15 protein-coding genes are annotated in these 20,598 nt (G+C 59.6%); 8 read left to right on the top strand and 7 right to left on the bottom strand.

Translation table 11 applies throughout. The features are described from left to right. Positions 1-13 precede the first annotated feature (13 nt). A complete protein-coding gene (locus GNK13_RS03285; protein ID WP_164101011.1) occupies positions 14-442 on the top strand; it encodes a GreA/GreB family elongation factor in 429 nt (142 codons plus the stop codon). A 20-nt stretch (positions 443-462) separates the two neighbouring features. Here GNK13_RS03285 and GNK13_RS03280 read toward each other — a convergent pair whose 3' ends face one another. Both GNK13_RS03280 and GNK13_RS03275 read right to left on the bottom strand, forming a co-directional pair. Beyond that, the gene (locus tag GNK13_RS03280; protein WP_164101010.1) at positions 463-1,854 is read right to left on the bottom strand and encodes a sigma-54-dependent transcriptional regulator; all 1,392 of its coding nucleotides are present in this window, start codon (positions 1,852-1,854) and stop codon (positions 463-465) included. Positions 1,855-1,874: 20 nt separating this feature from the next. Further along, the gene (locus GNK13_RS03275) at positions 1,875-3,125 is read right to left on the bottom strand and encodes a two-component system sensor histidine kinase NtrB (protein ID WP_164101009.1); all 1,251 of its coding nucleotides are present in this window, start codon (positions 3,123-3,125) and stop codon (positions 1,875-1,877) included. A 368-nt stretch (positions 3,126-3,493) separates the two neighbouring features. Between GNK13_RS03275 and GNK13_RS03270 the strand changes: the two genes are divergently transcribed. From GNK13_RS03270 to GNK13_RS03260, 3 genes are all read left to right on the top strand, one after another. Next, a complete protein-coding gene (locus tag GNK13_RS03270) occupies positions 3,494-3,649 on the top strand; it encodes a hypothetical protein (protein ID WP_164101008.1) in 156 nt (51 codons plus the stop codon). A gap of 174 nt (positions 3,650-3,823) precedes the next feature. Beyond that, positions 3,824-5,026: a CynX/NimT family MFS transporter gene (locus tag GNK13_RS03265; protein ID WP_203328899.1), complete on the top strand. Its 1,203-nt coding sequence runs from the start codon at positions 3,824-3,826 to the stop codon at positions 5,024-5,026. A 211-nt stretch (positions 5,027-5,237) separates the two neighbouring features. Next, positions 5,238-10,397, top strand: coding sequence for a PA14 domain-containing protein (locus GNK13_RS03260; RefSeq protein ID WP_164101006.1), 5,160 nt, complete (start codon positions 5,238-5,240; stop codon positions 10,395-10,397). Between the two features lie 57 nt (positions 10,398-10,454). On the opposite strand, the gene GNK13_RS03255 is transcribed toward GNK13_RS03260, so the two are convergent. After that, positions 10,455-11,795 (bottom strand): DUF1501 domain-containing protein, encoded by a 1,341-nt coding sequence (locus GNK13_RS03255; protein ID WP_164101005.1) that lies wholly within the window; start codon positions 11,793-11,795, stop codon positions 10,455-10,457. An 843-nt stretch (positions 11,796-12,638) separates the two neighbouring features. Further along, complete coding sequence (locus tag GNK13_RS03250; RefSeq protein WP_164101004.1) at positions 12,639-13,115, bottom strand: hypothetical protein; 477 nt, start codon at positions 13,113-13,115, stop codon at positions 12,639-12,641. 274 nt (positions 13,116-13,389) lie between these two features. Between GNK13_RS03250 and GNK13_RS03245 the strand changes: the two genes are divergently transcribed. Beyond that, complete coding sequence (locus tag GNK13_RS03245) at positions 13,390-13,884, top strand: hypothetical protein (RefSeq protein WP_164101003.1); 495 nt, start codon at positions 13,390-13,392, stop codon at positions 13,882-13,884. Between the two features lie 167 nt (positions 13,885-14,051). Here the strand turns inward: GNK13_RS03245 and GNK13_RS03240 are convergent, their stop codons facing one another. The 3 genes from GNK13_RS03240 to GNK13_RS03230 all read right to left on the bottom strand — a co-directional run bounded on the left by GNK13_RS03240 (position 14,052) and on the right by GNK13_RS03230 (position 15,773). Further along, positions 14,052-14,474 (bottom strand): hypothetical protein, encoded by a 423-nt coding sequence (locus GNK13_RS03240; RefSeq protein WP_164101002.1) that lies wholly within the window; start codon positions 14,472-14,474, stop codon positions 14,052-14,054. A 388-nt stretch (positions 14,475-14,862) separates the two neighbouring features. Further along, positions 14,863-15,333, bottom strand: coding sequence for a GNAT family N-acetyltransferase (locus GNK13_RS03235; protein WP_164101001.1), 471 nt, complete (start codon positions 15,331-15,333; stop codon positions 14,863-14,865). 155 nt (positions 15,334-15,488) lie between these two features. Next, the gene (locus GNK13_RS03230; RefSeq protein WP_164101000.1) at positions 15,489-15,773 is read right to left on the bottom strand and encodes a hypothetical protein; all 285 of its coding nucleotides are present in this window, start codon (positions 15,771-15,773) and stop codon (positions 15,489-15,491) included. Positions 15,774-15,857: 84 nt separating this feature from the next. On the opposite strand from GNK13_RS03230, the gene GNK13_RS03225 reads away from it, so the two are divergent. The 3 genes from GNK13_RS03225 to GNK13_RS03215 all read left to right on the top strand — a co-directional run bounded on the left by GNK13_RS03225 (position 15,858) and on the right by GNK13_RS03215 (position 20,225). Then, positions 15,858-16,235, top strand: coding sequence for a hypothetical protein (locus GNK13_RS03225; protein ID WP_164100999.1), 378 nt, complete (start codon positions 15,858-15,860; stop codon positions 16,233-16,235). A gap of 331 nt (positions 16,236-16,566) precedes the next feature. Continuing rightward, a complete protein-coding gene (locus GNK13_RS03220; protein ID WP_164100998.1) occupies positions 16,567-18,825 on the top strand; it encodes a PSD1 and planctomycete cytochrome C domain-containing protein in 2,259 nt (752 codons plus the stop codon). Positions 18,826-18,848: 23 nt separating this feature from the next. Next, positions 18,849-20,225, top strand: coding sequence for a DUF1501 domain-containing protein (locus tag GNK13_RS03215; protein ID WP_164100997.1), 1,377 nt, complete (start codon positions 18,849-18,851; stop codon positions 20,223-20,225). Positions 20,226-20,598: the final 373 nt, after the last annotated feature.

The following is a 20,598-nucleotide window of genomic DNA, read 5'->3' as shown; positions in this document are numbered from 1 at the left end:
ACACGAGACGGAAATGTTGCGTAAGAAGATTGTTGCGAATCGCATCATCACCACGGTCAACGACCACCGACGCCTGAAATCGCTGCTCAGCGATGGATTCACTCGCGCGCTCGCAGACAAACCCTACCTTAACGACTTGCGGGACGAACTCGAGAACGCGGAGATCGTCACCCCCGGCGACCTTCCGCCAGACGTGGTGACGATGAAATCGGTGGTTCGCATAAGGGAAGTCGGCAGCGATGAGATCGAGACCTACCAGCTGGTCTACCCGGAGGAGGCGGACGTGGCTGGCGGTAAACTTTCAATTCTAGCGCCGATCGGTGCAGCGATTCTCGGGTATCGCGCGGGCGACATTGTCGAGGTCCGGGTTCCTCGCGGCGCCACAAGAATCATGATCATCGAAATCGACTCACAGCCCGACCGGTCGGCTGCGGTCGCTTGACCGATCCCGTTGCACCTGCCTCACGCACGAAAGTCAGCAGCATCCAGGCCATGCCGTCCCAGCAGCTTGTGCATTCCCTGACGGGACAGACCGGCCTGGCGTGCAGCTTTCGAAATATTGCCGCCGTGCTTCTCGAGCAGAGCCGTCAGGTAGCTGCGATCGGCGTTGTCGAGTGCTTCTTCTCGAGAAATTTCCGTGAGGCCGGAGTTGGTTTGCCGCCGGCTCTCCTTCGCATCGCGGACCTGCTTCGGCAGGTCCGCCAGTTGGACCGTCTCCGATTGGGCCCAAGCGACAGCACGTTCAATAACGTTACGAAGCTCGCGAATGTTGCCCGGCCACTCGTATCGCCGAAAGCACTCGATGACTTCCTCGGAAAATTCGACGATTCGCCGGTCGGCTGGGTGCAACTTCTCCAGGAAATATTTGGCGAGCAGAACGACATCCTCGCCACGATCTCGCAGAGGCGGCAACTCGATATGAATCACCCCAAGTCGGTAGAATAGGTCACGCCGGAAGCGACCGGCGTCAACCTCTGCTTGAAGATCGCGGTTGGTGGCGCAAATAAACCGGGTATCGACCTTGATGGGTTTGCTTTCGCCGACGGGTGTAAAGGTCTGCTCTTGGATCGCGCGCAGCAATTTTGCCTGCGAAACCGCGGGAAGTTCGCCGATTTCGTCAAAAAATGCGGTTCCCTCGTCGCAATGACGCAGCAGTCCCTTCTGATCTTTGACGGCACCAGTGAAGGAACCCTTCGCGTGCCCAAACACCACCGACTCGAACAGCGCCTCTGGAATCGCAGTGCAATCGATGACCTGAAATGGTTTACCTCGCCTATTGCTGTGGTCGTGAATCGCTCCAGCGATCACTTCCTTGCCTGTACCACTCTCGCCCGTGATCAGCACGTTCGCGTTGCTCATCGCGACGCGATCGAGAATGCCTAGCAACTCCAACATCGGCGGACTCTCGCCGACAATCTGCGGATACCTCGAACGCGGATTACTCACCACTGAGTCTGCGTCGAGCGTTTCCCGAGACGGAGGCGGTTGCCGGAGTGCTCGCGCAACAGCCGCTAACAACTCCTCGACCTTGACCGGCTTCAACAGGTAATCCGCGATGCCTAGCCGCACGCTTTCGACGGCCGAAGGGATCGACGGAACACCGGTAATCACGATCATGGGAATGTGCCCATACCTGACTCGCCCCTCCCTCAAGAGCTCCAGCTTTAGGTTGCCGGGCATGTTCAAATCGGAAAGGATGAGGTCGAATGATTGCTCTCTAAGCTGGTCGATTGCATCGTTGGCGTCCTCGACGCAGACGCATCGGTAGCCTTCCTCGCGAAGCAGATCGGCAGTGGTATCGCGATAGAGTGGCTCGTCATCGGCGATCAAAATACAAGGTGGCTGTACATTCATAACTGAGCATTCAAAACTTCTTAGGTTCCTTGCATGTCGGGTGTCACGTCTCTAGGAGGACTTAGCGATCGAGGCAGGCGAACAACGAACACCGTTCCCGTTCCGGTCTCGGTGGCTATCTCGATCGTCCCCTCCATCGCTTCGACTAAACCGCGAGTGACCGATAACCCCAGCCCCATCCCCTGACCCACCTTTGCGGTTTTAGTACTGAAAAATGGATCGAACACCTTCGCCATGAATTCCGGGGGAATCCCGTGCCCCTGGTCGGCAACTTGGATCTCCAGCCGATCGAGCTCCGTCGCGGCAGAAACGCTGACTTCATGACCGGCCTCCGAGGCCTGGATCGCGTTGTGAATGAGGTTCAGCATTACCTGTTTCAGCTCCTCTTCCCGAAGGTGAACCTCATCCGCGGCCAAATCGCCTCCTGGCACCATCGAACCGTACTCGGTGCGAACATCGACCTTCCACTTCCGCGACATGGGACGCGTCAGCACGCGGATCTCCTCGATGCACCGACGAATCGAAAAGGTTGTCGATCGTTGCTGGCTCGGCCGGTACAGTTGATACATCTGATGCGTGATGCCGGAGATCCGCTCGATCTCGCTGTCGATCAGATCGAGCTTGTCGTAATGCTTTACGCTCGGTGGCAGGTGACGCTTTAGCAACGCAAATGCATTTCGTATACCAGCCAAGGGATTGTTGATCTCATGCGCTACCCCGGCAGCGAGCTCGCCGAGTGCGGCCAACTTCTCCATCTTCAGCCGATGTTTTTCGAGCTCAGCCACCCGTGCGGTTCGCTCCTGAACCAACTGCTCGAGATGTTTATTGTGCAGCCGCAACTGCTCCCGCATGTCACGTTTTTCGGTGACGTCCCGAACGCTCGTTCGGAAGCCGAGCGATCGATCCTCGGAGCCTCGCATCGACTGCCCGGAGATTGCCGCCCAACGCCGAGTGCCGTCCCGATGGAGCACCCGGAACTCGACGTTGTTCTCAACGCGGCCGCCTTGTGCCTCGTGAAGGTACCCGGCGATGCGTCTGCGGTCCTCCTCTGCGACTAGCTGGAGTGGATAGTCTTCCATTGCCAAACACTCGCTCGGCGTCCGGCCAGTAAACCGCTCCACCGCGGGATTGACCCACAGCACCTGACCCTCATCCGACATCCAGCTTTCCCAGTCGACAGTACTCTCCGCAATCGCGCGAAAATACTCAGCTGCGATCGGATCTCCCCGCCGTGGCAACGGAGTCGGCTCTGGTGGTGTCGGCGTCTTCATCGCTTGGTCATACCGTGAAAAAAGCCTCGCGTACTAAGACGCATTTTAATGCGAGCCCCACCCGCGTCGCAAAAGCAGCGGGGTTTGGTCGACGGCGGGCCGACCGCGATCGTGACTCGGGCCTCGAATCCCCTTGTGCTCCCCCGCCCTTCCACAACGGCTGACGTCAGCGCGGGTTGACGCTTTATCCCCGAGTTGACACTCGACGACGGCTTCGGAAGCGAACCATGCTGCACGATTCTGTGCAATTCCTTATGGATCAGGGAACGACCGGGCTCGGCTGAGCGCCCGGCACCTTCGTTGCTTTAGCTCTACAGCGGATACTACGGGAGTGTTCCTCGCTTTTTCCCGCCATCGAGGATAGATCCATGTCGATTCGCAGCACCAGCCACCACCTTGAGGACTGTCGCGTTCCAGAAGGACGGAGGACGGCCCATGCATTCAGCCTCCGCGAGATCTTACTTGGCCAACTCGTGTTGATCCTGATCGCTATCGTGGCGATTCTGTTACGTTCGCAGGCGTGAGGTACTGTTTTCACCGTTCCCCTCTGCCCATCCCCCATCCACCTCCTCGAGTAGTCCCAACGCTGAACACTGCCGGTCGCAGTCTGCCGGCTGCTTATCTCTCGCCAAGCACTATGCTATAACCTGGGTTCGGCCATGATTCCGAGAGCCGCTACCTGAAACGTTGAATGCATGGTGCCAGCAAAAACGACGCATCCATCACGGCCGGCGAATGGTTTGCTGTTCATCGGTATTCTTCTTATTGCCGTCAACCTTCGTCCGGCGCTGGCCAGCGTCGGTCCGCTGGTCGATGAAATCCGGCAGTCGACAGGCCTTTCAAATTCTCACCTCGGTCTGCTAACCACACTCCCGTTGCTAGCGTTCGGAGTCGTGTCGACTCTGACTCCCTTGTTCACACGCCGCTTCGGAATCGGCGGCACGCTGCTCGGTGCGATGGCCTTGCTGGCGATCGGGGCTGCGACGCGTGCGGTCGGGTGGATCGCCGCCCTCTACGCGGGCACGCTCCTGATAGGCATTGCGATTGCGTTTGGAAACGTCTTGCTGCCCAGCATCGCCAAACGCAGCTTTGCATCTCGAGCAGGCTTCATTACCAGCTGCTACTCAAGCGCCATGGGATTGGGTGCATCGCTTGCGGCTGGCGTCAGCGTTCCATTGGCCAGAGATTTTGGTTTGGGCTGGCAAGGTGCATTGGGTATCTGGTCGCTGCCGGCCATCTTCGCCGCCCTAGTCTGGTGGCCCCAAGTGAATCGGCTCAGGCGATTTGAGCACAAACGGAGTTTTTCCGAGGCGATAAAGCATCTCGGGACTTCAAAGCTCGCCTGGAGTGTGGCTCTGTTTATGGGCCTTCAGTCATTCACGTTCTACGTTGTTTTGGCATGGCTGCCGGCGGTGTTAATCGACCGAGGCTACGACGCGGCTTACTCGGGATGGATGCTGTCCTTGTCACAGGCGACCGGCATTTTGGGATCTCTGAGCGTCCCCGTGCTTGCCGGAAACAGGCCAGATCAACGCGGCATCGTTCTCTGCTTGGCTACCTGCGAGGCGATCGGGCTCGTCGGATTGATGTTTCCAGCCTTGGGTCTTACTGAGCTGTGGGTTTCGGTAGTCGGTTTCGTGCTGGGCGGATCCTTTGGATTGGCGTTGCTGTTCATCGTCCTCCGGTCGCATGCGGCCGAGACTGCCACGGAGCTCTCCGGCATGGCCCAATCGATCGGCTACTCCGTTGCCGCGACCGGTCCCGTCGTGTTTGGCGGCTTGTTCGATTCGACGGGGAGCTGGACCTACTCGCTGCTCCTACTCTTGCTCATTGCGGTTCTGAAATACGCGATGGGCTGGAAGGCCGGAAGGCCAGGAACGGTCGACAGTGGCGACCATTAGCGTCACGCCCCTTCGCCCCAGCGACTCACGGCAACGCGGGGCCCTCTGAACTCCGACGCGGCAGAGGCTGCGATTCTCGCCTCCAGTTCTGCTGGCGAACTGCGTGGTCACTCGTGGTGCGGCACATTAGACTGGGGGTCCCCGGTTCCTCCGGACGCCGGGGGTGGTCCCTCTCCTCGCTGACGCTCCACTTGCGGTTTGGAATGAACGAATGATGCGACGCCACCTGCCGAGCCCTCGGCAAGCCATCGCCCATCGATCACGCCGACACCGCCGAATTGGAGCGTTCGAACGTCTCGAGAAGCGAATGCTGCTGGCGGCCGAGATCGAGCCAAACTATTCCCCGGAGATGGGTACGGCCTTCAGCTCGCTCGATGACACGTTGACCGGCAGCATCCGCGACCTGCACGACGTGGATCACTTTCGGGTCGAGCTGAGCTCCGGCGACACCCTGACGCTGGCCTATGCGGCGAGCGGAATTCCTGGATCGCCCGGTTTCCGGCCGACGATCGAGATCCTCGGTGAAGATGGTGGCGTCAGGGGTCGGTCGCTCTCCGGAGCTAGCTTTTCCTTCACCGCGACGGCTTCAGGAAATTACTTCCTGCGGCTGACGGCTGACAGTCCTTTTGGGACTGTCACGGGTGCTTACGAGATTGCGACCAGCATTGTCCCCTTCGAGGGCGTTTCCGAGTCGGAAAGCAACGACACGCCAGCGACAGCCAATCCGTTGCCCGGCGAGACCCAAATTCGCGGTTTGATCGCGGGCACGGACGACGTCGATTACTACTCGTTCGACGCTTCCGCCGGCCAAGCCGTCGCTGTCAACTTTGCCGAACAACCCAGTGCCAGTCCATCGGTGACCCTGGAAACGCCCGACGGCCAAATTATCGAAGTAGGGATCGAGGGACTTGGACTGACCGCAGAAATTGCTCAGTCCGGAACCTATGTGCTCGGGATCCACAGCAACGGCGGCGCGTTCAGCGGCGCTTATGTGGGCCAGTTGCTGATAGCCAGCGAGCCGGTGCTGGATGCGGAAACCGGTGACAGCTTCGATGCGGCTACGCTGATGAGCCTCGGTCCCCACGTCGTGCCCAGCGCGTACCTTACGCCTGATGACGGATCGGCCACCCATGGGTTAACCGGGTCCTATTTCAACAGCAATCTCCGCGGCTCGACCAGCACCGATTGGCGCGTGAGCGAGGTTGTTGCCGGCACGCGAGTGGACGCAAAGGTGCACTTCCCACAAGACGGTTGGGGTAACCGCGAATCGCTTCAGTTGAGCGGTGGCAGCGACCAGAATTGGAATTCGTTCTCCGTCCAGTGGGACGGCTTCATCCACATCGTCGAAGCAGGCACGCAGCTCTACACGGCCAGCGACGACGGTAGCCGAATGTGGATCGACATCGATGGCGATGGCAGTTTTAATTCCAGCGGTGAAGAATTCATCAATAATCACTGGGGCACCAGCGGTGCCACACGGTTAAGCGAATCCTCAGAGCCGCTTGCGGTGGGCACCTATCGCATCCGCATTCAGTACGAAGAGGGTGGCGGCGGAAACAACGCCTACCTGCTGTGGAGTGATTCAGTTCACTCGGCCGGCACGGTGGCGTGCGGGCGTCACCAAGACGGCGTGGGAGTTCTTTCCAGCCTAACTGACGTGGATGTGTACGCAGTCGACCTGTCCGCCACCGGCTTTTACAGCTTCACACTCAAGTCTCCCGCAGGCGATCTAGCGGCACAAAACCGCATCGTCACCCTTTACAACCAGCATGGTCAACCGCTCGAGTATTCCACGGTGGGCCGCATCGCAACGGCTCGCTACCACTACCGACCAGAAACCACAGGCCGCTACTACGTCACGGTGCAGGCCACGGCTGAGGAGGGGCTTGGCGCCTACAACCTGGTCGCACAAACCCTTCGCGAGTTTCCAACCTACCGCGATATTCCGCTGTTCTATCAGGACTACAGCGGATATAGCAAACCAGAGCAGGTGGATGCGTTCCTAGCTTTTTTCGAATCGCAATTTGATATCTATCAAATCGATCTAACGCAAATGGATCCTGGGCCCGCCGAGCATGTCGCCTGGGAGTTTACGACCAGCGACGATGGATGCTACGGTCGCAGTAGCGGTGGATTCGGTAACCGCCAGCCGAGCGGCAGCGGCACGGGAACGTGCGGAGCCGATTGGCAGCAGTTGTCCGACCTGTGGCTCGGTCTGCCCTACGTGATGGGCGGATATGGCGTCGGCTTGGCCTCGACCCGCTACCCTCTGGCGGTGACCAGTTCCGGCGGCCACGATCACTACTTCCCGGTCGGCAGTTACAACCGGATTTCCCGCGACCCGAGGATCTCCCTGCCCAAGCTGCAGAACGAACGGAACTATTTAGATTGGGTTCTGCAAGCCGGGCGATTCACGCTGGAGGACGAATCGAATGACGAATTCGAGTCGGCCCAGCGATTAATGCCATACATCCAGGAGATGATGGCCGACGCCGATCCCCGAAACGACCAAGCCGTCGTCGTGGGTGCGGTGTCGAGTCCCACCGACCTGGATCTCTACAAAATCACTGCCGCAGCGGGTGAGTCATACGCTTTCGACATCGAGGCGGCCGAGTTCCAGTTTCCGCTAGATTCGACGCTCGAATTGCTCGACAGCAGCGGAGCCGTGATCGCCTCCAGCCAGAATGCCCTAGACCGCGACACGGGAATCGCTTCGGTCGATCCCTACCTGGTGCATACATTCGGCCACTCAGGCGACTACTTCGTGCGCGTGCGCAGCGAACTCGGCACCGCCGGCAACTATCGACTGAAAGTGACTCCCGAGCGAGCTTTCGATGACGCGGGGCCGAAAATCATTGCCTCTTGGCCCGATGGCGGTGCGACCATCGACGGCACGAGGCAGCTGGTCTTCTGGGTCAATGATCAGATCGATCCTTCCACACTGACGGAAGACAATCTAATCGTTGCCGGGGACGCCACCGGCATCCAGCCGGGAACAGCCGTTTACGATCCGCTCACCTCCACGATCACTTGGAAGGCGGACACCACGCTGGTCCCGGATCGCTATACCGTCACCTTGAAGAGTGGCGGTGAAGGAGTCACTGATCTCCAGGGGAATTGGCTCGACGGCGAGACTCAAGGCGTTCTGACCTGGCCTCAAGTTTCCGGAGACGATGTTGCAGGGGGTGATTTCACGACTCAATTCCTCGTCGCGACGCAAGACGACGCTCCAGCCGTCGTGACCCAAGCCGCCCACCACCGGCACCCACACGACCGCGACCTGTTTGAAATTCATTTTGATGACGAGCTGGACGTGTTAGAGGTCTATGCCACGGAATTCACCCTCCGAGGGGCTGGCGGTGATGATCTCTTCGACACCGCGGACGATACCTTCGCCCCGGTCGATGTGGTCTACGATCGCATTGGAAGCACGTCGGATCCACTCCTCCGCGTTTACTCACGAGGTGTGCTGGAGCCGGACCAGTATCGCCTCGAAGCGGATTTGCTCGATGCTGCGGGTCATTCGCTGACGCTTGAGGAGACCTTCAACGTGGGCGTTGCTGTGCCCGCGTCGGCGCTGTTCGGACAAGTGGAAAAAGTGCGGCAAGGCTTAATTGGCACCTACTTTGATGAAAGCCTCCGAGGTGTCGAGACGCAGGAGGATTGGCGATACACGCAGACGGCCGCGGGGGCTCGCGTCGACCCAATCCTGAGTTTCGTCGATTCCGACTTCGGTGATCGCAGTAGGGTTGGAATCACGGGCGGGACCGAGAGCGATTGGGATAATTTCTCCGTGCAGTGGGATGGTGCCATCGAGATCCCCGCCGGCGGAGCGAGACTCTTCACCCGCAGCGATGACAGCAGCCGGTTGTGGATCGACATCAATGGCGATGGGGAATTCGACGCTTCCGGTCCTGAACTGGTAAGCAACCACTGGGGGTCACCACAGGCGGCGCGAACGGGCCCCGCGTCTGTACGGCTCGACCAAGGCACCTACCGCATTCGAGTTCAGTATGAAGAAGGCGATTCGGCCAACGAGTTTCAGTTGCTGTGGGACTCGAACCATGCGATGTCGACACGGGATGCGCTCTCGGCAAATCTTCAGATCGTAGATCTTAACATCCAGCCAAACACGGCTCTCACCACGGCTCCTGAATCGATCGCGGTAACCTTTAGCGAGTCGCTGGCCACCAACAGCCTGACGCCGGAATCTTTCCGCGTCCGCTATTCGCCGGATGCCGATTTCTTCGATGGGAACGATTCGTATCTGAGTGAGGCAGACGGTACGATTGCCTGGGACCCGTTGCGGAAAATCGCGACGTTTGAGCCGGCGACTGAATTCGTGAACGGTCATTATCTGATTGAGTTGGACGGCAGTCCCGGAGGCATTACCTCACGCCACGGCCGGTTGCTCGACGGCGAGTACCGGGACACGCACATCGCCGGTTACGCCTCGCCTCACGGCTGGGAATTTTCACCGTCGGGCGATGGGTTGCCCGGCGGCGATTACCGGGCGGCGTTCGTGGTATTCGCACCCGAGCTGGTCGTCGATAGCGTCGAAGAAGGAGAGCGGCTGGCGGTTTCGCTCGAGCCCAAACAGGAGCCGCCAGAACCGCTGGTCTTCAGCTTGGAGCAGGCTCCGGAGGGAAGCAGCATCGATCCAGTGACTGGCCAGTTCGTTTGGACTCCAAGCGAGGCCCAGGGTCCGGGGCAATTCGAGTTGACGGTGCTTGCGACGACGCGGGACTCTCAGCAACCGTTTGCAACAATCATCCTGCAGATCGATGTGCTCGACGCAGCCCCTTGGCAGTACCACCCAGACCCCAACGACGTGAACGCCGACGGCACCGTCAGTCCACTCGATGCCTTGGTGGTGATCAACCACTTGAACCGGTTCGGCGCGGGTTCGCTGGCGCCAGCTCCGCCCCAGGATGCGCCGCCACGTTATATCGACGTTGACGGCAACGGATCGGTGACGCCGCTCGATGCCCTGCGAGTGATCAATCGCCTTAACCGCATCCGGCCTTCCGGCGAGGCTTCCGAAGCGGACGGATCATCGTCGCCGGGGTCTGAACTCTTCGCCCTCGCCGCGGGAGACTCCACCCAACTACCCAGCATCGCCCGGTCGGATGCGGCGGAGCCATCCGAAGATATGGACCGCGGGGCTTTTTCGATCGCGCACGGGACTACCAATACGCCATCGGTCGCAGGTGCTCACGCCCTTACAACTGCACCTTTACCCTCCTCGCCTCACCGCTCGAGCCACCAAGAGCCCCCGGCCGCTGCCGTTGACGCACTCCTCTCGAGCCACCTGGAACTGGAGTGGGATCTCTCGGCAACGCTCGCTGACTTCACGAACATTCACCGATAGGAAGAAACCGTATCTTTCGCAGTTGCTCAGCTTGAGCAGGACACGCTCCAAGCGGGTCTACCCCAGCAGCTCAGAGATGGGTCGCCCTCGATCAAGCACGGCGAGTGGACGCCCCGAATGGTCGACGAACGATGCGGCCTGGGCGTCAATTCCCAGGTGATGGTAGATGGTGGCAGCCACATCCTGAGGATCCACCGGGCGCTCCACCACCTCTTCGCCGCGGCGACTGGAGCGACCAATCGTCTGACCCATTCTCAAACCACCACCGCCGAAGAGGACGCTAAACGTATTGCCCCAGTGGTCACGTCCCGCATTGGCATTCATCCGAGGAGTGCGCCCAAACTCGCCCATCGCAACGATCAGCGTCTGGTCGTACAGCCCTCGGTCGATCAGATCTTCAACGAGGGCCGCGATCGCCCGGTCTAGTGGTGGAATCAAGAGCCTCGCACCTTCCTCCGTTTTATATTGTCCCGGTGAGCCGTGATGGTCCCACGGCACACAATTGACGGTGACGAACGAGACCCCATGTTCGACCAGCCGTCGCGCGACTAAAGCGCTTTGGCCAAAGGTGTGCCGCCCGTACCGATCACGCAATGCTTCTGTTTCGCGCGACACGTCAAACGCGTCACGAGCACGGTTGCTGGTCAGCAAATCGACAGCGGTTTGCTGATGCTCGTCAATGTCCCTCATCTGTCGATCAGCAGATGCACGAAACGTATCAAGCGACTGCATCAAGCTGCGCCGGTCCGAGAGCCTCTGCAAGCTCAATCCTTTCCCCAACGTCAGATCCCTGACTGAGAACTTGGCGTCACTGGGATCCGAATTCACCACAAATGGATTCCAACCACCACCCAAGTAGGCAGCGTAATGGAACAAGTTGTCGGTGCCACCGCGCAAATGCGGCACCGCGGCATAGGGTGGCATCCCCGCTTCGTTCGCGCCACGCAGCCGCGCCACCACCGAACCCATCGCCGGCCGACGTTGCTGACGGTTATCCGGCGAGTTGAAGGCAGGACCCTCGAAGCCGGTCAACATCCAGTGGTTGCCTTTCGTGTGGTCGCCCGAACCGTGGTTGACCGTTCGCACCACTGCCAAGTGATGAGCCAGACGTGCCTGCTCCGGCATCAGTTCGCCGAACTGGATCCCTGGCACGCTGGTTTCGATCGCTCCGAACGGTCCGCGATATTCCGCCGGAGCGAGCGGCTTGGGGTCCCAAGTTTCCATGTGCCCGGGGCCACCGCTGAGCCAAAACAGAATCACGCTCCGGCCGGCAGCGGACGAGCGAACCGCTCCTTCGGCTTTCAGTTTGAAGAAATCGCTCAGCGTGATCCCACCTACGCCCAATGCGCCAGCCTGCAGAAAACTTCGCCGCGAAGCCATGCGAATATTGCTGCCCATTGATTCGACTCTCACTCGGCTTTGAGAATGCACTCGCCCGACCCTGCGACGGACCGACCCGCTCACCGACTCGTCCGGCAACCCGCTAATCTCAAAATTAGCGAACCCCGATCGAAGCGCATTTTCACCGGGAGCAAGCCGAGGGTCAATCAAATCCCGTAGTGCGGCAGGATTTTGCGGACCGTCGCACCGACAGGCAGCGGCATTGCAACGAACGGCTGCTAGCGAGATTGGGCGATCCGAGGAGCGATGCTTACCCGCGCTTCCGTGGCTTCAGTTTGGTATTGATGCCGCAGCGGAAGCCACAACGGAACCGAGCGTGAAAAGAACCTGCACGACGCTCAGTAACGTCCCACCTACGAAAAGGAACCATCGCACCCATTTCTGTTCATACCCAAGCCAACGGACATACGTCTCAGATATGGGCCCAGTGAAGTAACAGATGTTCGCGACAATCCCGACTTCGGCGATGTCAACGATGCCGCGAAGTGTGAGAAGGTAGGATCCATTGTGGATAGCACCAGGAATCGCGAGAAGCATCGCAAATCCGCCAAGGATCAAGACATAGTAGACGCGTAAGTGTTCCCAATCCCTAAAGACTCGCTTCGCCAGTACGATGACTGACGGTTCCGTGTTCGTGGGCGAACAGTCGTTCACGACAGACGCTTCGGCAGTATGCGACATGCAGGGTTCTTCCGTGATGCGTGATTAATCGCCCGATTCAAGGAATAGCGGACGGCCCGGCGGGATTGGTGTGTGACAGGCTATTTCCGCCGATTGGTGAGGACGCGTTGGCAACAATTTTTGCCGGCCAGCAAGGGCAGGTCAACCGATGGGGGGATCCTAGGGAGTCACCACCGGCGGGATCGTTTGCCAGCCGAACGCGGGACTCACGCTGGTGAGCATCGTTCGAGTGGCGTGGTCGAACACGCGAGCCTCGATGATCTCGACTCGGTCGGTTCCCGGCTCAAGCTCAAACTGGTAAACGTCCAGCCACGGACCGCTGGCGGCGATCACACCAGAATGCGGAAAGGGTCCGGATCGGGCCAGTCCCGGTCCAGCTCTAAGTTCGATGTTTCCATCCCGCCGGTTGCGAGCGATCGAGCGGATGCGGATTTGATTCGGCCCGACAGGTGCGGTGAGAGCTCGCGTACCAGGTGCCTTTTCGTAAGCCGGAATCTGGTGCGTTTCCGGCACGTCATAATACGCATTCCAGATTCCCAGCAGCACAGCGCAGCAAGCGGTTATCGCGAGCACAAAGCGGACGCTAAACCGTCGCCACCGGCCGGCACGCCGTCGGTTCTCTTCCGCACGAGACATTCGATTCGCTTTCAAATCGACGGAATATTCCCACGTCAATTACGACACCCGACTTCCCATTCAAAAATAAGCGGCTTGCACAAATGACACGGTGCTGAAGGCTCGCCCGATCGAACGGGCGCAGCGCGATGGGATCTCTGCCGTGATCGAACGCTCCCCCACCGCTGGGGAGAAAAAAAATTTTCTTCGGGTGTGTGACCAAACGTGTCAGGAGCGGAGTGCATCTTGTCGGCCCGACCGACTACTTCACGCACTCAAGCTCAGGAGCCCCCCGATGTCCGCAACGAATCTCGCTTTGCCAATCGAATTCGATCCAGAGTGCCTCCCGATCGAGAAGCTGCCTGGACTACTGCTCGACACCACGATGAATCGGATTCAACTGGAGGCGGAGATACTGGCAGATGAGTCGCTGCGGCAGGCACTCCGGGAGCACGACCTGCTGGTCGTTGAGGGATTCGCCGTTCCCTTCGAGCTTCACCTCGGAGACAGCTACGTCACCGGGATCATCGACGACATGACGACGATCAGGGGGAGATATCGGTCAGCCCCGGCAGAGCCGTTCGTCATGCCGAGAATCATCGGCGTCCTGTACGACCCGGACGACGACACGGCGTGGTACCAGTCGTCACCCCAAGAGTTTCTGCCGTCCCACCCCGGGATCCGAACATCGAACGTCGGCGGCTGGCCATCTTTTGACCTATCGAGAAACAACATTGGGCGCAGTTTTGCCCCAGATCTGACGCTCCGAGACCTGGAACGGCGAAGGTAGTGCTGGACCGCAAAGAGTCAATTCCTGACGGCGAAATCGTAGTGGTGTAAAGCGCGCTGCCAAGGCTGCAAAAATTCACCAGCCGGAAGTGGCCTCAGACTTTCATAACCTGTGGATCAGGATCTAAGACGCATTCTAACTGCGTTGTTCGGCCAATCGCGTACCGGCTACGCGTCGGACAAGGGCGAAGGCGTCTTGACTTCAATGGGGACGCCATTTTTGTACCCAAGCGGAGTAATGAACGGCTCGTTACGGATGAGACTAGTGTAGGAACCGTATCCGTCCGACTTGAGTATAACCTCCGCAAACCATGTTTTATGGTCAGTCGCGTCGGTCCATGCAAATTCCACCTTGTACGAATCTGCAGCTGAAGAGTACCGGACGTCTCTCACGGAGACGTTGATCACTCCCATTGTGTCCCTGTTCGAGTCGACGACAGTTGAAAGGCGGTCGTGAAACTGCGTGGCGACCTCCCGTTCGGATAGCGGCCGCTGTGCATTCACGTCGCGTTTGAGGTCGGCAAACTCAGCTCTCAGATATGCAATCTTTCGGTGATTGGCAAAGTTCGCCACTAGGAGAGCGACAAGCACAGCTCCAAGCAACAAATGTTTTAGCGAGAATCGCGGCCAGCGAGGAACTCTGCTGATCTGATGAGTGGGTCGGCTTGTCACCAAAAAATCTCGCGTGCCACTGGAGAACGTATCTGCTCGAAGTGCCAAACTTCTTTACCACCGGCCATACCGGCAAGAACGGTGCGGACGGAACTTTTCCCACCGGATTGTGAGACCGCGGCGGCGCATTCTCGCCAGCCACCGGGGGCGCGTCAACCAAACGGAGACAAGGCCGCTTTGTCGCACGACCTCGGACAACTCGGTGAAAGCGCGAGCGCTCCCGGCATTGCGAACAACGGACCGAGTGCGGAGCCGCCAGCGACGGCGTCTCACAGCGTGCGGGGAGGGCGGCCAGCAATGGCTGCCCTCAATCGAACGATGCGAGCGACTTTGACATCGTGACTTCGTGCAAGCACTCGAATTGACCACTCTCGCACCAGTCAGCCACCCTCTCGCCCATGACCTCAAACCCCATTCGCTCAAACACAGGCACGTTTCCAGTCTCTCGAATGGTGGCGAGTTCCATTGCGGGGGCGGCAAAATGTGCTGCAATCCAGTCGACGAGCGCACGCCCGATCCCCTGACGCTGGAAGCTCGGGTGAACGGCAAATCCAATCAAGTTCAAATTGTGCCGGCCTTGATCCACTTCGACGGTGGCAACGACCCGCCCAGCGACTTCTGCGACCACTCGCATCGCCGAAGGCAGTTGCTCTTGTCGCTGGACAGCCTCGCGGGTCGGCACATAAACCGTCCGCAGCGGCGAAAAAGCCGCATCAAGTACGTAAGCGACTTGTGCTGAGTCCGAATTGTCGGCTCGGCGGATCTCGAAAGTTCGCATTCTTATTCCGTGCACCAATCCGCATCCGTGCTATCCGCGGTCCCTTTCCGTCCGCGAACCCATTCGACTGATTCGTGTCATTCGTGTCATTCGTGGTTGTTTCATCAGTACATCGGTGATCGCATTTCGCTCAGAGCGGGGCACGGAGGCGGGTGCTATTTGCGGGCGAGCGCTCCAAGGATTAGCTCAATCGGAAGACCGATTCCTTCGTGGATCGTGACCAGATACAGCTTCCGTTGGTCCAGCTGCCAGAGTGTGTAGCGGATGATGCCGCCATGCGGGATCTCTCGATGCGATTCGCCGGTGCTCACGGGAGGACCATACACATCGTTCAAACAGTGCTCAATTGAGGTATGAGCCTCATCCGCTTCCGCGTAACTTCGTTTGACGAATTCCTCGTCATGCGCGTCGCTCTCGGTGCTAAATTCCCAGGACTGCACGCATTCGCAAGCTCCGGTGCGGTTTGCCAATAGTTGTTTCGATAATGGCACGCCAAATCGGCCTACCCTTGTGGATTCTCGCCGATGTTTCTTGAGCGTCCGGTCACGAGACTCTGCCGAGACAATGTCGTCGTGGTGGACAAGACGGCAACTGCGAAGATCGACCTTTTCGGATCCGACCCTGCCGATCAGATCTTCTCGAAGTTCTCCGAACCGCCGGCCGGTGACTTCGAAGAACTTCCTAAATCGTGGCAGAGACTCACGCTTCACCGGATTCCAGATGAACAGAAAGTAACTGCGGCCGCTGGGTGCATCGGCGCGCCATGCCATGACCAGCGGCCGAAAGATCTCGGGCGCGCGGCGCCAATTGCTGTAGGCCGCAGCGACGTCCTCAGCCGTATTGTCCCCGGGCAGCGCTTCGACGATCAGGCACGTGTTCGAAGCGGCGGCGGACTTCTTTGACGCGGACCGTTTCCCAGCGGGCCCGGGCGGCGGGGGCGCCCGCAACTGCTCGATGATCCACTGATAGGGATCAGTCGGGGACGGCGTTGTGCCTGGCTGCTGGGACATACATGACCGGAGAAAAGGGACCTCGAGATAAGCCGACAGACTCGCGTCTTACTCCCCCCGTCGACACAAGCGCGGTTACGATCAGGACGGCCATGTCGTAATGCTCCCATCGTACCGCTTTCCAGGGAGGGTGGACGGAATAATTGATGGGGGAGCGCTACAGTGGTACGCTAGACTTCAACTGAAACTCACGGACGCGCTCAATTGTTGCTCGAGGTCAGCCATGTCTCGTTGGTACGTGCGGGTGCTGTTCGGTGGATTTGTAGCGTCCTGTGCCGGTTCGCTTCACACCGCCGTAGGACAGGAAACGGCGGCCGACCGGGCTGACGCGACCTTTTTCGAAACTCGCATTCGTCCGGTGCTGGCCGAAGCGTGCGTTCAGTGCCACGGCCCCGATGTCGCCAGCGGCGAATTGCGGCTCGATTCGCGGGAAGCGTTGCTCCAAGGGGGCGAGCATGGCCCGGCGGTTGTCCCGGGCGACCCGGAGCGAAGCTTGCTGATCCTTGCGCTAAAGCATGATGACGACCAGCCGGTTCAGATGCCGCCGGAAGAGCCGCTCTCAGACGGGGCCATTGCCGATCTGACCGCCTGGATCGCCGCTGGGGCGAAGTGGCCCAAGACGGTGGCGGTCGGCCCAGATTCTCCGACTACCCACTGGGCGTTTCAACCGCTGGCGGATGTTCCCCTGCCAGAGGATCCGACCGGCTGGGGAGAGGATCCGATCGATCGCTTCGTCTCTGCCGCGCGTCATCCGCAAGGCCTGCGGCCCAACGGGCCCGCCGACAAACATGTGCTGCTGCGGCGGGCTTACTACGACTTGATCGGGCTGCCGCCGACCGCGGAACAAGTTGAAGCCTTCGTCGCGGACGATCGACCCGAGGCGTTTGCCGCGGTGATCGACGAGTTGCTCGCTTCGCCGAGGTACGGCGAGCGGTGGGGACGCTACTGGCTGGACCTGGTCCGATATGCGGACACGGCCGGCGACAACTCCGATTATCCGATCCCGCAGGCATATCTCTATCGCGATTACGTGGTGGACGCTTTTAACGCCGACGTTCCCTACGACCGTTTCCTGCACGAGCAGTTGGCCGGGGATCTGCTGGCCCGCGAAGCGCCGCGGGAAGAGTATGAGCGACTGGTCATCGCCACCGGCTTTATCGCACAGGCCAAGCGGATGGGGACGCGTGAGTTGGAAGACATGCACATCGTGATCGAAGACACGCTGGCGACCGTCGGGCCCGCACTCCTAGGGTTGTCGCTCCGCTGTGCACGCTGTCACGATCATAAATTCGAGCCCCTGTCGCAGCACGACTATTACGCCTTGTATGGCATCTTTGCCAGCACACAGTATCCGTTCCCGGGGGCCGAAGAAGTCCGCAAGCAGACGCACTTCGCACCGCTCATACCTGCCGACGAGTTGCGTCAGCGAGAGGAGGCTGACTCCGCGGAAACCATCCCCACGGCGTACGCCGTTTCGGAATCCGAACCGCTCGATGCAAAGATTCAAAAAGCGGGCAACCCAAGCGACTTGGGCGAAGCGGTCCCGCGCGGCGTGCCGCGCGTCTTGGACCCCGAAGGCCTGTCGATTGCTGAAGGGTCGAGCGGCCGGCTCGAATTGGCTCGATGGCTCACCACCAAAGCCGACTTCCTCACCGCACGCGTGATGGCCAACCGCCTCTGGCAATTTCACTTCGGCAAGCCGCTCGTGGCCACTCCCTCCGATTTCGGATATCGCGGCACGCCTCCGACCCATCCGCAATTGCTCGACTGGTTAGCCAACGAATTCATTGCGTCGGGATGGTCGATGAAGGAGATGCATCGCAAGATCATGCTCTCGAAAACCTATCAGATGTCCACCGAGCACGATGCCGCCAGCGACGAGCAGGACACGGGCAACAGGTGGTATTGGCGGTTCGAGCGTCGCCGGCTCGACGCCGAGGCGTTCCGCGACACGCTTCTGACGCTCGGCGGCACGCTGGATCTGGCACGCCCCGGTCCGCACCCTTTTCCGGAGCCTTCCAAGTGGAAGTTCACGGCTCACCATCAATTCAATCCGGGCAGCTATCCTTCGAACCATCGCAGCGTCTATCTGATGGTTCAGCGGCTGCATGCACATCCTTTTTTGTCCCTGTTCAACGGCGCTGATCCCAGTCTCTCCACGGCGATCCGCGACAATTCAGCTTTGCCGCAGCAGGGGTTATTTCTGTTCAACAATGAGCTGGTCCACGAGCAGGCGGCGGGTTTTGCGCAGCGGTTGATCGCTACCGAGCCTCAGGGAACTTCGCGGCTGCAGCATGCTTACCTCAGCCTCTATGCCCGGCCCCCTTCGGCCAGCGAGCAATCGCAAGCCGCGGAATTTCTAGAGCGGTATGAAGAAGTGTTGGCAGCGGAGGGAATCGCCGCTGAGGCTCGCGAGTTCGAGGCCTGGTCGGCACTGGTGCGAACGCTGTTGGCGTCGAATGAGTTGATGTACGTTGACTGAATACAAAGACGAATTGGTTTGTCATGGCACAGAAACATCGACTTGACCGCCGCGCGTTTTTGTCAAGCGCCGCCGCACTGGGCACCGCCGGAGAGTTGGCCCTGCATCGCCAGCTGACACTGGCGGCGGAACTGGGGGGCGGTCATCCGCTGGCGCCAAAACCAGGGCATTTTCCGGCCAGAGCGAAGCACCTCATCTTTTTCTTTTTCACCGGCGGGCTGTCGCACGTCGACACGTTCGATCACAAGCCGCAGTTGAACCAAGACCACGGCAAGACGATCGGCAATAATCAACGGCCGCTCAAGGGCACGGATTGGAAGTTCCAGCCTTACGGCGATTGCGGCAAGATGGTTTCCGAACTGTTTCCGCACGTCGGCTCAGTCGTCGATGATATCTGTTTCCTGCACACGGTGCGGGGAGACTCGGGGGGCCACTCCGCGGCGACGCTGGGCATGCTCACCGGTTCGATCACGTTCCCCATGCCAAGCATCGGCGCCTGGATCAGTTATGGACTGGGGACCCGAAACACCAGTCTCCCGCCCTATGTCGTACTGGCGGCCAAGGAACCATACAACGCTTATCTGGCATGGGATTCCGGCTTCCTGCCCGGCTGCCACAAAGGGACGCGGTTTATTCCCGGGCCCGATTCACTTCCCGATCTGACCAGCGCCATTCCTTCGGTTCGCCGGCAGGATCTGGAACGCATGATGTTGAGTGACTTGAATCAGGCTCACCTGGAGCGGCATGCAGATGCGCCCGAATTGCAGTCTCGCATCACTAGCCTGCAAACCGCGAGGGGACTGATGCAGCAAGCCCCCGAAGCGCTCGATATCTCACGCGAGCCGCAGCATGTGCTAGATCTGTACGGCCCGGAGGCAGGCGACCCAGCCTCGTTCGCCGCGCAGTGCCTGATCGCCAGACGACTGGTGGAACGCGGCGTCCGTGTGGTGCAGCTGTTCGATGTCGGCTCGAACACCAATTGGGACAATCACCGCGACATGAAGCTGCATGAGAATCTGAGCCGAAACGTCGATCAGCCGATCGCCGCGTTGATCACCGACCTCAAGCGTCGCGGCTTGCTGGAAGAGACGCTGCTAGTGGGTTGTTCGGAGTTTGGCCGCACGCCCTGGGAAGACCTCACTCCTCAAGGCCGTGGGCATTACAATCGCAATTTCACCTGTTTTCTGGCGGGCGGAGGGGTGAAGGGAGGCTACAGCCACGGCGTTTCGGACGAGTATGGCGCGACGGCCGTGGAAAACCCGGTGCACGTGCACGACCTGCACGCCACGATCCTGCACCTGATGGGGCTCGACCACGAGCGGCTGACCTATCGCTACTCGGGTCGAGACTTCCGCCTCACCGACGTCCACGGCAACGTCGTGACCGATGTGATCGCCTAATGCTCCGGCTCTCCCCGTAAAGAACCCTCTTCGGAAAAGGTTTCTGTTTTCAAATTCCGTAACTGCTGCATTTGCAGCCACTTAGCGATTCCGAATCCCTTTCGATCTTTCAGCCGAAGAACGCTCTTACGTAATTTTCTAGCCAGAGGTGGGGGCGGAGTAGAGAGCGCTTTGAGAATGCGACTGACAGCCTGGTTAACACAAGTCTGTTAACCCCGCTGTCACTTGAGTTAACCCCGCTGTCACCCCAGCGATGTACAGGGCGACTCTCGCCATTCTTGGGGGATCGCGAGGCGCTGTGACGGTGCCATTCCGCCGCCATCCACCAGCCCCAGCGGATCACGCTGAACAATCAGGAGCGCCGACGGCTGAT

The sequence above is a fragment of the Candidatus Laterigemmans baculatus genome (assembly GCF_010367455.1).
GTDB lineage: Bacteria > Planctomycetota > Planctomycetia > Pirellulales > Pirellulaceae > Laterigemmans > Laterigemmans baculatus.
The sequence above is the reverse complement of the archived record's forward strand: the minus strand, read 5'-3'. Positions and strand labels throughout refer to the sequence as shown.

Coding starts and splice junctions, on each gene's coding strand:
- GNK13_RS03270 (WP_164101008.1), top strand. CDS start 3,494: ATGTCGATTCGCAGCACCAGCCACCACCTTGAGGACTGTCGCGTTCCA.
- GNK13_RS03255 (WP_164101005.1), bottom strand. CDS start 11,795: ATGGGCAGCAATATTCGCATGGCTTCGCGGCGAAGTTTTCTGCAGGCT.
- GNK13_RS03245 (WP_164101003.1), top strand. CDS start 13,390: ATGTCCGCAACGAATCTCGCTTTGCCAATCGAATTCGATCCAGAGTGC.
- GNK13_RS03275 (WP_164101009.1), bottom strand. CDS start 3,125: ATGAAGACGCCGACACCACCAGAGCCGACTCCGTTGCCACGGCGGGGA.
- GNK13_RS03225 (WP_164100999.1), top strand. CDS start 15,858: ATGTTTCTTGAGCGTCCGGTCACGAGACTCTGCCGAGACAATGTCGTC.
- GNK13_RS03215 (WP_164100997.1), top strand. CDS start 18,849: ATGGCACAGAAACATCGACTTGACCGCCGCGCGTTTTTGTCAAGCGCC.
- GNK13_RS03235 (WP_164101001.1), bottom strand. CDS start 15,333: ATGCGAACTTTCGAGATCCGCCGAGCCGACAATTCGGACTCAGCACAA.
- GNK13_RS03260 (WP_164101006.1), top strand. CDS start 5,238: ATGATGCGACGCCACCTGCCGAGCCCTCGGCAAGCCATCGCCCATCGA.
- GNK13_RS03220 (WP_164100998.1), top strand. CDS start 16,567: ATGTCTCGTTGGTACGTGCGGGTGCTGTTCGGTGGATTTGTAGCGTCC.
- GNK13_RS03280 (WP_164101010.1), bottom strand. CDS start 1,854: ATGAATGTACAGCCACCTTGTATTTTGATCGCCGATGACGAGCCACTC.
- GNK13_RS03285 (WP_164101011.1), top strand. CDS start 14: ATGTTGCGTAAGAAGATTGTTGCGAATCGCATCATCACCACGGTCAAC.
- GNK13_RS03250 (WP_164101004.1), bottom strand. CDS start 13,115: ATGTCTCGTGCGGAAGAGAACCGACGGCGTGCCGGCCGGTGGCGACGG.